Here is a 15082-nt window from a genome sequence, read left to right on the forward strand (position 1 = left end):
CAGAGAACGAATCTAGCAAGAGCGGTCATGGCATAGATGGATGGGCCAACAAGCCAGAACGATTGCGGTAGAAGATCCTTGGCGCCCGATGCGATGGTCCAAAAAAAATCTGCATTTGCCATTATGGATACTTGATTAGCATCTACATTGATGCCGAACATGATCTCATCTGCACCTAAATGATTGCCACAGTAAGCATTCGCGATCGCCAGATGCTTCCGCAGTTGCTGTATCCTGAGAACAGAGATGACTGCGTCTGAGCTGACTCGTTACGCCGGTGCAAAGTATGAAGATCTCCTGGATCTGGCTGGTTTCGAAAACCGAAATCATGAGAATGGAACCTGCAACAATTCGCGCAGGCACGAGGCTAAGATGTGCAATCCTGCTCGATCACAAGTGGGACCAAGGATTGAGTATGTCTTTGTGACTATCACAGCCTGCATACGTGGCCAACTGACAATTCGAATTGAGTTGGTCAGGACGCAATCAAGGTGGGGACTGCAAGGGCTGACCTGTAGCATTCTGCGCTACTTCTGCTGTGCGTTGAAATCAACTCTGGCAGCATGATCATTCCAAGCCGTAAAGGACAATCATTAGATGGCCGGGATGGTTGTGAAGAGTTGGGGCTTTGTGACCAGCAATTTCTTGTCACTGATAGTTCCCGCCTAGGAATCGGGAAATTTTTAAGGTGACCTTCAGTCTTTCGGCAAAGGCTTAGAGGTGGCTGCAAAGTCCGTTTGTCTCTGGTTGGCGGCAAGGTTGCTCAAGGGCGACTTCGGGGACTGAAATCACCCCGCAGCCACCCGCCTGCGCAGCTGACCGCAGGCGGCATTTTCATCCAGGCCACGGCTGGCGCGCACGCTCACTGCCACATGGCGCAGCTCAAGGGCCGCCTTGAAGGCTGCGACCCGCTCCGCACTTGGACGCTGAAAATCTTCCTCGTCGATCGGGTTGTAGGCGATCAGATTGACGTGGCTCTGGAAGCCGCGCAACAACTGCGCCAGTGCCGCCGCCTGGCGCGGGTGATCGTTGAGTCCGCCCAGCAGGATGTACTCGAAGCTGATCCGCCGGCCGGTGGTGGCCACGTAGTTGCGGCAATCATCGAGCAGCTCGGTGATCGGATAAGCGTGAGCGGTGGGGATCAACTCTTCGCGCAGTCTTTGGTCGGGTGCATGCAGGCTCACGGCCAGGGTGAACTGGGCGCGACCCAGTCGCTCCATGGCCAGGCTGGCCAGCTTCGGCATCTGGCTGGCCACCCCCACCGTGCTCACGGTGATCTGGCGCTGGGCCATGCCCAGATCGGTGCAGAGGCAGTCGATGGCATCAAGAACGGCTTCGGTGTTGAGCAGCGGCTCACCCATGCCCATGAACACCACGTGGCTGGGGCGTTGCTCCATCACCTCACGGATGGCCAGCACCTGGTCGATGATCTCGTGCACCTGGAGGGAACGCTCCAGGCCCCCCTTGCCCGTGGCGCAGAACCGGCAGCCCATCGGGCAGCCCACCTGGCTGGACACACAGACCGTCAGACGATCCCGGCTGGGAATCCCTACCGTTTCGAGGCTGAGACCATCAGCGGTGGAGAGCAGCAACTTGGTGGTGCCATCCCGGGCCACGCTGCGTTTCAACTCTGTGGAACGGCCGATCGGCTCCGCACCCGCGGTCGGCCAGTCCTGGCTCAGTTGTTCGCTCCACAGCTTCGGCAGGCCCTTGATCCGATCAATGCTGCGGGCGCCCTTGGCGTAGATCCCATCGTGCAGCTGGCGGCCCCGGTACCGGGGCTGGCCCTGGGCCACCGCCAGGTTCTCCAGTGCTTCCAGCCGTTGGCCCAGCAGGGGCCGACCACTCAGGGCCACACCAGCAGCCCGTGACCGAGAACTTTTTCGACCGCCAGCAGTGCCAGGAAACCGAGCATGGCGGAGCGGCCATTCAGCCGCTCCGTGTGGGTGTGGAAGCCGAAGCGCGGCAGCCGCCGTTGCGGCACCAGCTTCGGCACCAGTGGTGGCCGTGGTGCCCGTGGTTCAGTGGTCGCCATCAGTCTTCGCTGAGCAGGCCCTCTTCCTGCAACCCTTCAAGGGCAGCAGGATCAGGGATCAACTCCTCTTCCAGCCCCTCTTCGGTCACGGGGCGGGCGAAGGCCGCGAAGGAACTCTTCGAGGCCTCGATCCCCCGCAGACTGCGCACGGCATCGAGCTGGGCTTCCGATGGGTCGTCCAGCACCGCCGTGGCGTTGATGGTGGGAGCCGCAGGCATCTCCACGGTGTAATCAGGGCGCAGGTTGGCCATCCGGCGATAGCCGCCGACTTCCTCATCGAGGATGTCGGGGTGGGGACCGGCCTCGGAGCGGAGTTCCTCCTCGAAGCCACTGAAGCCGGTGCCGGCCGGGATCAGCCGGCCGATGATCACGTTCTCCTTCAGGCCCCGCAACCAGTCGCTCTTGCCTTCGATCGCGGCCTCAGTGAGCACCCGGGTGGTTTCCTGGAAGCTGGCGGCGGAGATGAAGCTGTCGGTGTTGAGTGAGGCCTTGGTGATGCCGAGCAGCACCGGCGTGAACTCAGCTGGGGCTCCTCCTGTGATCGCCATCGCCTGGTTCACCTGCTCCACCTGACGCAACTCGATCAGTTCGCCGGGCAACAGGGTGGTGTCACCGGCATCTTCGATCCGCACTTTGCTGGTCATCTGGCGGACAATCACCTCGATGTGCTTGTCATCGATGGTGACCCCCTGCGACTTGTAGACGTTCTGGACTTCCTGCACCATCCGGAACTGCAACTTGGAGATGGCCTCCTGGGCCGCTTCCATCGAGGGCTTGCGGCTCAGCAGATCCTCGAAATTGCACTCCAGCAACTCGTGGGGATTGATCGGCCCATCGGTGAGCATTTCACCGGCCGTGACCTGTTGACCATCGTTCACCATCACGTTGCGGCCGAGCAGAATCGGATAGTCGGTGGTCACGTCGTCGTGCTCGATCACCGTGACGTTGACGGAATCATCGTCTTCACCGAGCTTGATCGCGACGGTGCCCGGTTTCCGGCAGAGAACGGCGGACTCGCGTGGCCGCCGGGCCTCCAGCAGCTCTTCGATCCGCGGCAGGCCCTGAACGATGTCCCCGGTTTTCTGGCGCTCGAACACCAGCAGGGCGAGGGCATCTCCCCGCTGCACCAGTTCACCATCACGCACATGCAGCACCGAGTCGGGAGAAACCATGTAGGGCCTTCCGAGCCGGATGGTGACGATGCCGTTCTCAATCGCCTCCACCTGGCCGCAGCAGGGTGCCTCGACGCCCTCACTCAGCAGCTCCCCATCCACCAGCCGCTGACCGATCACAACACTGGGCTGACGGTCTCCGATTTCCAGCTGTCTGGTGTCGTTGGCCCGCTCCACGATCATCCGGCGCACCGGTTCGCCTTCCTGGGGATCCGGAAACTGCACCAGGCCGTTCTCCTTGCCGAGAATCTGGGTAGTGGCGACCACATCACCGCTCTTGACCGTGGCGCCATCCTCCACCTGAAGCTCGGTGTGGGTGGAGCCGTGGCTGGCATCAGAGAGGGTGTCACGCCGCACAAGCAGCGTTTCGAGAATCACCAGCTGCAACCGTTCGATCGTTTTGGCCCGCTTGTCGGGCACAGCTTCCACATCGACAGTCATCTGCGGGGTGGTGTCAAACGTGTCGAGAATCAGCTGGGTGCGCAGCAGCTCGATGCCCTCGACTGATTTGATCAACTCTCCGTCTTTGTAGGTGAGACGTTGAACTGCCTTGAGGCCCAGGGAAGGTCCGCCATTCTGTTTGACGCTGCCAAGATCGGGCAGATGCGCCTCATCGGGAATGGCATACTCCTCAACCGGACGAAGCAACAGGGCGCCTCCTTCCGGTGTCTCAACCGCTTCCGCGTAGACCATCTTGTCGATGGTGAGCCCGGGGGCGAGTTCCTCGCCAGGGTTGTGGATCTTGCCATCATCGCTGTAGCGGGCCAGCACCTTGCTGTCGGAAACGAGGTGAAGAGTGCCGGATCGAACGATGATCTCGCGCAGGATGTCGTTCTTCTGGGTGACGGTGACGATACCGGCCGTCTGGGAGAAAATATCCTTGACGACTTCAGTCCCGGCTTCAATCCATTGGCCGTCTTCGATCATCAACAGGGAGATGTCTTTGTTGATTTCGTGGGTTTCCTGGGGAATCCACAACAACGTTCCACCCTTTGACACTTCAAAACCGTTCTTGGCGGAACGGGCCTTCTTGATTGACAGGCCTGGTGCGTATTTGATCATGCCCCCGGTCTGGGTACGGAAGCGGTTGTCAGCCAGCTCAGCGATCACTTCGCCGTTGCCGATCTTGCTCCCAGGCATGGTCTTGAGCAGGTAGCGAATGTTGTCCTTCCCCTCCAGGTGCCAGATTTCACCGGAATGGGTCGATTCACCCACCAGCTTGCAGTCTTTGAGGGTGAGGCTCGCCGTGACAATCTGAACTTCGCGGGAGTCACCGGCTGATTCGCGCAGCCGCACGGCGCCGCCATGCTCGCTGACCAGCCTGCTTTCCGCCAGCACGTCGCCGTTGGTGACGGCGGAATTGGCCTTCACCACCGGCATGGCGTTGGGTGGCAGGTTGTAGACGTCTCCGGCGAACACCCAGAGGCGACCAAGCCGCTGGGCCTTGAGCGTGATGTTGCCCTGGCGGTCGGTGACCTCGCGGGGCTGAATCACCTCCTCATAGCGCACCTGCCCGGCCAGATCGCAGATCACATCCTTGGTGGCCTTCTCCACACTCTTCTTGACGGAGGAGCCGGAGGAAATCTGGGCCAGCACGCTGTCGGCGGGCACCGGTTCTCCATCGGCCACGAACAGGATCGAGCCGGAGGTGATGTCGAGTTTCTGGGCCTTGAGTTTGCCGGCGAACTTCACCTGCAGGGTGAAATCGGTTTCGGCGATCTGGGCTTCGACGCCATGGGGTGTGCGGAAGGGCCGCAGCCGAGCCTTGGCATCGAACTCAACGACACCCTCGACTGTTTTGTGGGACCGCACCACGCCGCTCTCGGCGGTGGACACACCGCCGGTGTGGAAGGTGCGCATCGTGAGCTGGGTGCCGGGCTCGCCGATTGACTGGGCGGCGATGATGCCCACCGCTTCGCCGACATCGACCAGCTGGTTGTGGGCCAGCGCCCAGCCGTAGCACTTGCGGCAAACCGAGCGGGCTGCTTCGCAGGTGAGCGGAGAGCGCACCACCACGGTTTTCACACCGGCCGCTTCAATCTTTGCCGACAGCTCGATATCGATTTCACCATCGCGCTCAACCAGAACCTCCTGGTTCTTGCCACCACCCACAAGCACCGGCTCAGCGGCGAGGCGGCCGACCAGCTTGGCGTAAAAGCGACCTTTCTCATCGGCGTGGATCGGGATTCCCCGGGTTGTGCCGCAGTCGTCTTCGCGCACAATCACATCCTGGGCCACATCCACCAGCCGGCGGGTGAGATAGCCGGAGTCGGCGGTGCGCAGGGCGGTGTCGACCAGGCCTTTGCGGGCTCCGTAGGAGGAAATCACGTATTCGGTGACCGTGAGACCTTCGCGGAAATTGGTGCGGATCGGCAGGTCGATGATTTCGCCCTGGGGGTTGGCCATCAGCCCACGCATCCCCACCAGCTGCCGCACCTGGGACATGTTCCCCCGGGCGCCGGAGTTGGCCATCATCCACACCGAGTTGAGCGGATCGTTCTCGTTGAAGTTCCGGCGAACCGCCGCCACAAGCCGTTCGTTGGTTTCAGTCCAGGTGTCGATCACCTTGGTGTGACGTTCGACTTCGGTGATCTCGCCGAGGCGATAACGTTCTTCTGTGGCGGTGATCTGTTCTTCCGCCTGCTCCAGCAGGGCGGCCTTGTCGCCCGGAATGCGCAGATCGTCGACTGAAATCGAGACTGCTGCCTGGGTGGCGTAATGGAAACCCAGGTCCTTGAGGTCGTCCGCCATCGCTGCGGTGGCCGCCGTGCCGTGGTGCTTGTAGGCCCAGGCCACCAGATTGCGCAGGGATTTCTTGTCGATCTCCCGGTTGCGGAAGCGTGGCGCTTCCTTGCTCAGCGGAGCGATGCGGCCCAGATCAGCGGAGGATTTGGCGGGGGTGGTGGTCATGGCGTCGCGCAGATGAAGAGAGCTGAAAACAAGGAAGCGTGCTGTGCCTGGCGGGCAGAAAATCAGGCGGCGCCTACCGACGCGATGATCGTGGTGTTCATCACAACCCGACCCACCGTGGTGAGGATGTAACGGCTGATCAATCCACCCTCCTCGTCGCGGCGATCGCGGCGGTACTTCCACTGCTCAATGCGGGTGCCATCGCTGAGGGTTTCCTGCTTGATGGGGGCATCGCCTTCGTCGTCGTCGTCGGTTTCGCCACTGAAACGCACCCACACCCATTCGTGGATGGCCAGATGCCGTTCGTCGAAGGCATTGAGAACATCCGGCAGACCGGCGAACGTGCGGCTTCGGTCTCCGAACTCCGGTTTGGCTTCCTTGCGATCCACGGCGGTGAGGTAATAGATGCCCAGCACCATGTCCTGGGACGGTGTGATGATCGGCTCGCCGGTGGCGGGGGAGAGGATGTTGTTGCTGGCCAGCATCAGCATCCGCGCCTCGGTCTGGGCTTCGATCGCCAACGGCACGTGGACGGCCATCTGGTCCCCGTCGAAGTCAGCGTTGAAGGCTGGGCAGACCAGCGGGTGAAGCTGGATGGCGCGACCATCAACAAGCTTTGGTTCAAAGGCCTGGATGCCGAGGCGGTGCAGGGTTGGGGCCCGGTTCAGCAGGATCGGGTGACCTTCGATCACCTCCTGGAGCACCTGCATCACCTCATCATCGGCGCGCTGAATCAGCTTTTTGGCCGCCTTGATGTTGTTGACGATGTTCTGGCGGATCAGGCGGTGGATCACGAACGGCTGGAACAGCTCGATCGCCATCTCCTTGGGCAGACCGCACTGATGCATCTTCAGCTTGGGGCCCACCACGATCACCGACCGGCCGGAGTAGTCGACCCGCTTGCCGAGCAGGTTCTGGCGGAAGCGACCCTGCTTGCCCTCGATGATGTCGCTGAGTGATTTGAGTGGGCGGTTGTTGGCACCCACCACGGTGCGGCCCCGGCGACCGTTGTCGATCAGGGCATCAACGGCCTCCTGCAACATCCGCTTTTCGTTGCGGACGATGATTTCCGGGGCCAGGATCTCCTGCAGCCGCGCCAGGCGGTTGTTGCGGTTGATCACCCGGCGGTAGAGATCGTTGAGGTCGCTGGTGGCGAAGCGGCCACCGTCGAGCTGCACCATCGGCCGCAGATCAGGCGGAATCACCGGGATCGCATCAAGCACCATCCACTCCGGCCGAGCATCGGTGGCGATGAAGTTGTCGATCACCCGCAGGCGCTTGATCAGCTTGGCCCGCTTCTGACCCTTGCTGCCGGCGATGTCTTCGCGGAGTTGCTCGGCGATCTCGGTGAGGTTGAGATCCTCAAGCAATTGCTTGAGCGCCTCGGCACCGATGCCGACCACCGGCTCATTCTCGATTTCCGAATCTTCGGCGTAGATCTGATCCTCGATCTCCAGCCACTCGTCTTCGGTCAGAAGCTGCTTGTAGGTGAGGTCTTTGTGATCACCTTTGTCCAGCACCACATAACAGTTGAAGTAAACGATCTGCTCCACATCCCGCAGGGGCATGTCGAGCAGAATCGCCACATAGCTGGGGATACCCTTCAGATACCAGACGTGCGAAACAGGGGCAGCGAGCTTGATGAAGCCCATCCGGTGACGCCGCACCCGGCTTTCGGTGACCTCAACGCCACAGCGCTCACAGACGATGCCGCGGTGACGCACCCGCTTGTATTTGCCGCAGTGGCATTCCCAGTCTTTGGAGGGACCGAAGATCTTCTCGCAGAACAGCCCGTCCATTTCTGGCTTGAGCGTGCGGTAGTTGATCGTTTCCGGTTTGGTGACCTCGCCGACCACCTGCCCATTGGGAAGCGTGCGCTGACCCCACTGCCGGATCCGCTCGGGTGAAGCGAGCGTGATCTTGACGTAGTCGAAGTGGTTCTCGATGCGGGAGTTGCTGTTGGTCATGAACGGAAGGCGCGCGGACGTCGAGTGAAACGAAAGGAATCAGGCTGGGTGGTCAATCGTCGTCATAGTCCGCCACTCCCAACGACTCATAGGTGGGGCGATTGGGAGTGCTGCGGCGAGGGTTGACGTCCTGCATGAGATCGACTTCGACTCCTTCGTCGGTGTAAACGGCGATATCGAGGCCAAGCGACTGAAGCTCTCGCATCAGCACCTTGAAGGACTCAGGTGTGCCGGGGCGGGGGATCGGTTTGCCCTTGACGATCGCGTTTAACGCCTCGTTGCGGCCTTGCATGTCGTCGGACTTGACGGTGAGCAGCTCCTGCAGGGTGTAGGCGGCTCCATAGGCTTCCAGGGCCCAGACCTCCATTTCACCGAGCCGCTGGCCGCCTTGCTGGGCCTTGCCGCCGAGGGGCTGCTGGGTGACGAGCGAGTAGGGGCCGGTGGAGCGGGCGTGAATCTTGTCGTCGACCAGGTGCACCAGCTTGAGGATGTGGGCATAGCCAACAGTGACCGGCTGGTCGAACGCTTCGCCTGTGCGTCCATCGATCAGTTGAATCTTGCCGGGGTTGTCAGGGTTGTAGACCCAATCCTTGCCAGGCAGGGCAGCGGCTTCCTCCAGATACTTCTGAACCGTGTTCTTCGAGGTTTCATTGCCGTGCATCTCGTCAAACGGCACCACCTTGACGCGGCAGTCGAGGTGGGCGGAAGCCCAACCCATCAGGCACTCGAACACCTGTCCCACGTTCATCCGTGAGGGCACACCGAGCGGGTTCAGCACGATGTCGATCGGGCTGCCGTCGGGCAGGTAGGGCATGTCTTCGCGGGGAAGAATCCGGCTGATGATGCCCTTGTTGCCATGGCGGCCGGCCATCTTGTCGCCTACCTGAATCTTGCGGCGCTGGGCCACATAGACCCTCACCACCATGTTGGCGCCGGGCGGCAGTTCATCGCCCTGCTCCCGGGTGTAGATGCGCACGTCCACCACCCGGCCACGCTCGGTGTTGGGCACCCGCAAGGAGTTGTCACGAACATCGCGGGCCTTTTCGCCGAAGATGGCGCGCAGCAGCTTCTCTTCAGGTGGCTGGTCGGATTCCCCTTTGGGTGTCACCTTGCCAACCAGGATGTCTCCGGATTCAACATAGGCGCCGATCCTGATGATGCCCATCTCATCGAGATTGCCAAGGCTTTCCTCGGCGACATTGGGAATCTCCCGGGTGATCTCTTCAGGGCCAAGCTTGGTCTGACGCGCTTCAATCTCGTATTTCTCGATGTGCACCGAGGTGTAGAGGTCGTCCTGAACGAGCCGTTCGCTCACCAGGATCGCGTCTTCGTAGTTGTAGCCCTCCCAGGGCATGTAGGCGATCAGCACATTCTGACCGAGAGCGATCTCACCCCCCTCGCAGGCAGAACCATTGGCCAGCACCTGACCGGCGATCACCTCTTCACCCTGGCGCACGATCGGGCGCTGATTGAGGCAGGTGTCCTGGTTGGAGCGCTGATACTTCTGCAGATGGTGGATGTGGTCGGTGCCCTGATCGTCGCGGATCACGATTGCCGTGGCGTCCACAAAGGTGACAACACCATTCACCCGGGTAATCGGCACCATGCCGGAATCCCGAGCCACCTGAGTTTCCAGGCCGGTGCCGACCAGGGGACGCTCGGGTCGCAGCAGCGGCACGGCCTGCCGCTGCATGTTCGAGCCCATCAGGGCCCGGTTGGCGTCATCGTGCTCAAGAAAAGGGATCAGGGAGGTGGCCACCGAAATCACCTGCACCGGCGACAACTGGACGTAGTCGACCTGTTCCGGGGGTACTTTCTCAAAGTCCTGGCGATAGCGAACCGGCACCAGCTCCGCCTTGATCCGACCATCCGCATCCGTGGCCACGTCGCCGGGGGCGACGCGGCATTCATCCTCCAGATCGGCGGACAGGTAGATCGGGTCGTCCTTCTTGAAGACGATGCCGTTCTCCACGCGCCAGAACGGGGTTTCGATGAAGCCGTATTCGTTGACGCGGGCATGGGTGGCCAGCGACCCGATCAGGCCGGCATTCGGGCCCTCCGGCGTTTCGATCGGGCAGATCCGGCCGTAGTGGGATGGGTGAATGTCGCGAACAGCGAAGCCGGCCCTCTCCCGGGTGAGACCCCCCGGACCGAGGGCGCTGATCCGCCGCTTGTGGGTGAGTTCGGCCAGGGGATTGGTCTGGTCCATGAACTGGCTCAACTGGCTGGAGCCGAAGAACTCCTTGATGGCCGCCACCAGCGGCTTGGGGTTCACCAGCTGGGCCGGGGTGAGCGATTCGGTTTCACCAACGGTCATCCGTTCCTTGATGATCCGCTCCAGCCGGTTCAGGCCGACGCGAACCTGGTTCTGCAGCAGCTCTCCAACCGAGCGCACCCTTCGGTTGCCGAGGTGGTCAATGTCGTCGAGGGAGGCGCCGCCCACATCGAGCTCGAGATTGATCAGATAATCGATCGTGGAGAGAACATCCTCGGCGGTGAGGGTACGGGTGGCGTCGGGGATGGTGAGGCGCAGTTTCTTGTTGATCTTGTAGCGCCCGACCCTGCCGAGGTCGTAGCGCTTGGGATCGAAGAAACGGCTGTGCAACAACTGCTGGCCGCCGCTGACCGAGGGGGGTTCACCCGGGCGCAGCTTCTTGTAGAGCTCCAGAAGGGCCTGGTCTTCGGAGGCGATGCCCTCGTCGTTGGCTGCTTCGATCGACTTGCGGTAGTACTCAGGGTGACGCAGCTTGTCGAGCACGTCGTTGTCGGAGAGGCCGATTGCCCGCATCAGCACGTGGGCGTTGATCTTGCGGGTCTTGTCGACGCGCACATGCAACAGATCGTTCTTGTCGGTTTCGAACTTGAGCCAGGCACCCCTGTTCGGAATCAGGCTGGCGTTGAAGGTTTTCCTGCCGTTCTTGTCCTGTTCGTCTTTGAAATAGACGCCGGGACTGCGCACGATCTGATTGACAATCACCCGCTCAGCGCCGTTGATGATGAAGGTTCCGCGTTCCGTCATCAGGGGGAGTTCACCGATGAACACCTCCTGCTCCTTGATTTCCCCGGTTTCCTTGTTGACCAACCGGCAGGTGACATACATCTGCGAAGCAAATGTGGCATCACGCCGCTTCGCTTCTTCCACATCGTGACGAGGCCGCTTCAGCCGGTACTCGTTGCCGATGAAGTGGAGTTCGAGCTTGCCGGTGTAGTCGGTGATCGGAGAAAAGCTGTCGAGCTCCTCGATCAGACCCTTTTCCAGGAACCATTTGAAGCTGGCCCGTTGCACCTCCACGAGATCGGGCAGGTAGGTGACGGTCTTGGCAACCTGGATCGCGCTGCTCATGCGTGGACCTGCTGAACGGAAGGGGAAGGTGAGAGGGGGCCCGAAGGCGGAATCATCGGAAGGGGATGGTCCGTCGTGGGCATTGCCGGAGCCAGGATGGCGGTGTTCAGAATTGCCTTGAGCGCAAAGGCCTGGGGATTTTGGCTTGAGCGGCGGCGACGAACGCGATCGGAAAGTGGTGAGCCATCTCCGGCAGGGCAGCCGGAATCACGGGTCCTCGTGTCTGTGGGGAAGACACGAGACCGGGATGTGATCACGCACTCATGGAGCTCGTCTCAAGGCTGCCGACGTCGATGATGGAGCGCGCGCGCTGCCAAACCAATAAAACATCATACACATTGATCGCCAAGCTGGTTGGGAAGGCCAAATAGGCGTACCGCATTCGCGGTGCTGGCAGCGGCGACCTGGCTGAGGGTTTCGCCTCGCAACGCGGCCAGTCGCTCGGCCACCGCCAGCACGAAGGCCGGCTCATTGCGCTTCCCCCGCCGGGGAACCGGGGCAAGAAAGGGGCAGTCGGTTTCGATCAGATAGCGATCAGCGGGTACCAGACGGGCGCAGGCGTGGGTATCCGCAGCGCTGGCGAAGGTGACGGTGCCGCTGAAACTGATCAGGAAACCAAGATCCAGAAATGCCGTCATCTGCTCGGGAGTCCCTCCCCAGCAGTGCATCACCCCACGCGGGCAGTGGCCCTCAGCCTGGAGCTGGCGCAGGGTTTCGAGCATGGGCTGCGCCGCATCCCGGCAGTGGATGATCACCGGCAGGCCAAGCTCCACAGCCAGCGCCAGCTGGGGGAGGAGCATGGCTCTCTGCTCCTCCAGGTTCGCTGCCTTGAAGAGATCAAGGCCCAGCTCGCCGATGGCGACCACGCGGGAGTCCTGACGGGCGGCCTCGCGCAGCACGGCGGGGGTGTCGGCCTGCCAGTGCTGGGGATCGAGTGGGTGGACGCCGACTGAATAGCGCAGCTCGGGGAAACGATCGGCCAGGGCGCGAATCGCCGGGATCTCCCCAGGCTCCACACAGGAGTGGAGCAGGGAAACCACGCCAGCCTGCCGCCAGCGCAGGGCGACCTGATCAAGATCGGCTTCGAAATTTCGGAAGACGACGTGACAGTGGCTGTCGATCAGAGCCGGCAAAGGAGCGAGCTCCGCACCGGTGGGCTGGGCTGGGCTGCTGGGGGCTGCCATCTCCGTGTCCGTGGGGGCCTGAGGCGTTGGCGGCGGTTCAGGCCCGCGTGGAGGCTGGCTCGATCGCCTGCTTGACCACCGCACTGAGGCGGGACTTCTGGTTGGCGCCGGTGTTCCGGTGCAGAACGCCGCGCTTCACGGCCTTGTCGATCTTGCTGAACGCCGCATTCAAACTGGAATGGACGGCTGTCTTGGTGTCGTCACCAGGCTTCTGGGTGTAGTCGGAGACGGCGGTGAGGCAGCGCTTCATCAGCGTGCGCACGGCCGACTTGTAGGAGCGGTTGAGCAGCCAGTTGCGCTCGGCAACCTCGATGCGTTTCTTCGATGACTTGTTATTGGCCACAGGCTGTTTTGGCGCTGAATAGGCGACTCTGAAGCTTACCGCTTCACGTTCCTGCCGCTCAGTCAACGGCCTAGCTTGAGATCCTGGTTCTTTTCCTCAACGCCTTGGCCACGCCCCCCCTGCCGACCGTGCCGATTCTGCGCGATCTCGATGCGGCGGGGCTGCGGCTCGATGCGATTGCCGCGCGCACCAGCGACGGCCAGAGCCAGCTGGCCAGGGAGCAGGTCGATGGGATCCTCGATCGGGTCAGACGCCAGGGTGATCGGGCCCTGCTGGAGCTCACCGAACAGTTCGACGGGGTGCGTCCCGACCCGTTGCGCATTCCTGCCGATGCTCTCGCCACCGCCTGGCAACAGTGCCCGGACCCCCTCCGGGAAGCGCTGAAGCTGGCCCATCGGCGCATCCTCGATTTTCACCAGCGTCAGAAGCCCCAGGACATCAGTGTGGTCGGGGTGCATGGTGAACGGCTGGGTCGCCGCTGGCGGCCGGTTCAACGGGCCGGGCTCTACATCCCCGGCGGCAGAGCTGCTTATCCCAGCACCGTTCTGATGAATGCCGTACCGGCCAAGGTGGCCGGCGTTGGCCGGGTGGTGATCGTGACCCCTCCGGGGGCTGGAGGGATGCCCAATCCCACCGTGCTGGCGGCCGCCCATCTGGCCGGGGTGGACGAGGTCTATCGGGTGGGTGGGGCCCAGGCGATCGGCGCACTGGCCTATGGAACGGCATCGATCCCAGCCGTTGATGTGATCTCAGGTCCGGGCAATCTCTACGTGACCCTGGCCAAGAAGGCTGTCTACGGCAGGGTCGGGATTGATTCCTTAGCCGGTCCCAGCGAAGTTCTGGTGATTGCCGATCACACGGCCGACCCCGACCAGGTGGCCGCAGATCTGCTGGCCCAGGCCGAACACGACCCCCTGGCCGCCGCGATTCTGCTGAGCACCAGCTCGGCCCTTGCCGAGGCGGTGCCGCTCGCCCTTGAGGCCCAGCTGAAATCCCATCCCCGCGCTGCCGTCTGCCGGGCCGCCCTGCAGGACTGGGGCCTGATCGTGGTCTGCCCGAATCTCGAAGCGGCGGCAGGCCTGAGTGACCGCTTCGCCCCTGAGCATCTGGAGTTGCTGGTGGAGCGGCCGGAGCCGATGGCGGAGCGCATTCAGCATGCCGGTGCCATCTTCCTGGGCGGCTGGAGCCCGGAAGCGGTCGGTGACTACCTGGCCGGGCCCAACCACACCTTGCCCACCTCCGGCACCGCCCGCTTCGGCTCAGCTCTCGGCGTGGAAACCTTTCTGCGCAACACCAGCCTGATCCAGTTCAACCGCCGGGCCCTGGAAGCCACCGGCCCCGCCGTACTCACCCTGGCCGAGAGTGAAGGGCTGCACAGCCATGCCGAATCGGTGCGGCTTCGACTCAGCGCTTCTGCAGATCCCGCACCCGCGGTTCACCATCGACGATCTCCCCCACCAGCACCTGGTCGGTGAGGTTGACGAACAGGCCGTTCTCCAGCACACCCGGCAGATTGTTGATCCGGGGCTCCAGGCTGACTGGATCAGCGATTCCATCGGCGAAGCGCAGATCCAGCACCAGGTTTCCCTGGTCGGTGACCACCGGCCCGGCCTTACGAACAGCCATGCGCAGCTGCGCTTCGGCTCCCATCGCCTCCAGTTCCGCCTTCACCTGGCGCCAGGCACCCGGCAGCACTTCCACCGGCAGCAGGAAGTCGAGATTGAGCCGCTCCACCAGCTTCGAGCTGTCCACCACCACCACGAACCGCCTGGCACGGCGAGCCACCAGCTTTTCCTGCACATGGCAGGCACCGCCGCCTTTGATCAGCTGAAAGCCGGGGTCCACCTCGTCGGCGCCGTCAATGGCCAGATCGATCTGCTCGATCGCGTTGAGGCTCTGGAGCGGGATGCCCAGCTCGGCGGCCAGCACCTCCCCCTGGAACGAGGTGGTGACACCGGTGATATCGGAGAGCTCGCCGGAGCGCAGCTTGGCGCCGAGCGCCTGGATCATCAGAGCGGCAGTGGAGCCGGAACCCAGGCCCAGCACCATGCCGTCCTGGATCTGCTCGACGGCGGCGGCGGCCACCGCCTGCTTCATGCGGCCCAGAAGATCAGCCATGGCAAGGCCT

Annotated in this window: 9 protein-coding genes; 1 reads left to right on the forward strand and 8 read right to left on the reverse strand. The window is 62.4% G+C overall.

Annotation, left to right across the window (positions count from 1 at the left end; translation table 11 throughout):
- Nucleotides 1–788 precede the first annotated feature (788 nt).
- From rlmN to rpsT, 7 genes are all read right to left on the reverse strand, one after another.
- Complete coding sequence (gene rlmN / locus ACXMDY_RS03050; RefSeq protein WP_259703306.1) at nucleotides 789–1850, reverse strand: 23S rRNA (adenine(2503)-C(2))-methyltransferase RlmN; 1062 nt, start codon at nucleotides 1848–1850, stop codon at nucleotides 789–791.
- Nucleotides 1847–2035, reverse strand: coding sequence for a high light inducible protein (locus ACXMDY_RS03055; RefSeq protein WP_259703097.1), 189 nt, complete (start codon nucleotides 2033–2035; stop codon nucleotides 1847–1849). Before ACXMDY_RS03055 ends, rlmN begins: the two co-directional genes overlap by 4 nt.
- On the reverse strand, nucleotides 2035–6117 hold the full coding sequence (locus ACXMDY_RS03060) for a DNA-directed RNA polymerase subunit beta' (RefSeq protein ID WP_259703098.1): 4083 nt from the start codon (nucleotides 6115–6117) through the stop codon (nucleotides 2035–2037). Before ACXMDY_RS03060 ends, ACXMDY_RS03055 begins: the two co-directional genes overlap by 1 nt.
- A 62-nt stretch (nucleotides 6118–6179) precedes the next feature.
- Nucleotides 6180–8084 carry a DNA-directed RNA polymerase subunit gamma gene (locus tag ACXMDY_RS03065; RefSeq protein ID WP_259703099.1) on the reverse strand — a complete coding sequence of 635 codons (1905 nt, stop codon included), beginning with the start codon at nucleotides 8082–8084 and terminating at the stop codon, nucleotides 6180–6182.
- 52 nt (nucleotides 8085–8136) lie between these two features.
- A complete protein-coding gene (gene rpoB, locus ACXMDY_RS03070; protein ID WP_259703100.1) occupies nucleotides 8137–11427 on the reverse strand; it encodes a DNA-directed RNA polymerase subunit beta in 3291 nt (1096 codons plus the stop codon).
- Between the two features lie 329 nt (nucleotides 11428–11756).
- Nucleotides 11757–12611, reverse strand: a complete 855-nt coding sequence (locus ACXMDY_RS03075; protein WP_259703101.1) for a TatD family hydrolase — start codon at nucleotides 12609–12611, stop codon at nucleotides 11757–11759.
- Nucleotides 12612–12648: 37 nt separating this feature from the next.
- Nucleotides 12649–12954, reverse strand: coding sequence for a 30S ribosomal protein S20 (gene rpsT, locus ACXMDY_RS03080; RefSeq protein ID WP_259703307.1), 306 nt, complete (start codon nucleotides 12952–12954; stop codon nucleotides 12649–12651).
- A gap of 104 nt (nucleotides 12955–13058) precedes the next feature.
- Between rpsT and hisD the strand changes: the two genes are divergently transcribed.
- Nucleotides 13059–14429 carry a histidinol dehydrogenase gene (gene hisD / locus ACXMDY_RS03085; protein WP_259703102.1) on the forward strand — a complete coding sequence of 457 codons (1371 nt, stop codon included), beginning with the start codon at nucleotides 13059–13061 and terminating at the stop codon, nucleotides 14427–14429.
- On the opposite strand, the gene rpiA is transcribed toward hisD, so the two are convergent.
- A complete protein-coding gene (rpiA, locus tag ACXMDY_RS03090; protein ID WP_259703103.1) occupies nucleotides 14359–15072 on the reverse strand; it encodes a ribose-5-phosphate isomerase RpiA in 714 nt (237 codons plus the stop codon). The two genes, hisD and rpiA, sit on opposite strands and share 71 nt — an antisense overlap.
- Between the last annotated feature and the right edge of the window lie 10 nt (nucleotides 15073–15082).

This window comes from Cyanobium sp. ULC082 (assembly GCF_977927535.1).

Bases quoted from the DNA above. Each gene is read 5' to 3' on its own strand.
- ACXMDY_RS03055 (WP_259703097.1), bottom strand. From the start codon at position 2,035: ATGGCGACCACTGAACCACGGGCACCACGGCCACCACTGGTGCCGAAG.
- ACXMDY_RS03060 (WP_259703098.1), bottom strand. From the start codon at position 6,117: ATGACCACCACCCCCGCCAAATCCTCCGCTGATCTGGGCCGCATCGCT.
- ACXMDY_RS03065 (WP_259703099.1), bottom strand. From the start codon at position 8,084: ATGACCAACAGCAACTCCCGCATCGAGAACCACTTCGACTACGTCAAG.
- rpoB (WP_259703100.1), bottom strand. From the start codon at position 11,427: ATGAGCAGCGCGATCCAGGTTGCCAAGACCGTCACCTACCTGCCCGAT.
- ACXMDY_RS03075 (WP_259703101.1), bottom strand. From the start codon at position 12,611: ATGGCAGCCCCCAGCAGCCCAGCCCAGCCCACCGGTGCGGAGCTCGCT.
- rpiA (WP_259703103.1), bottom strand. From the start codon at position 15,072: ATGGCTGATCTTCTGGGCCGCATGAAGCAGGCGGTGGCCGCCGCCGCC.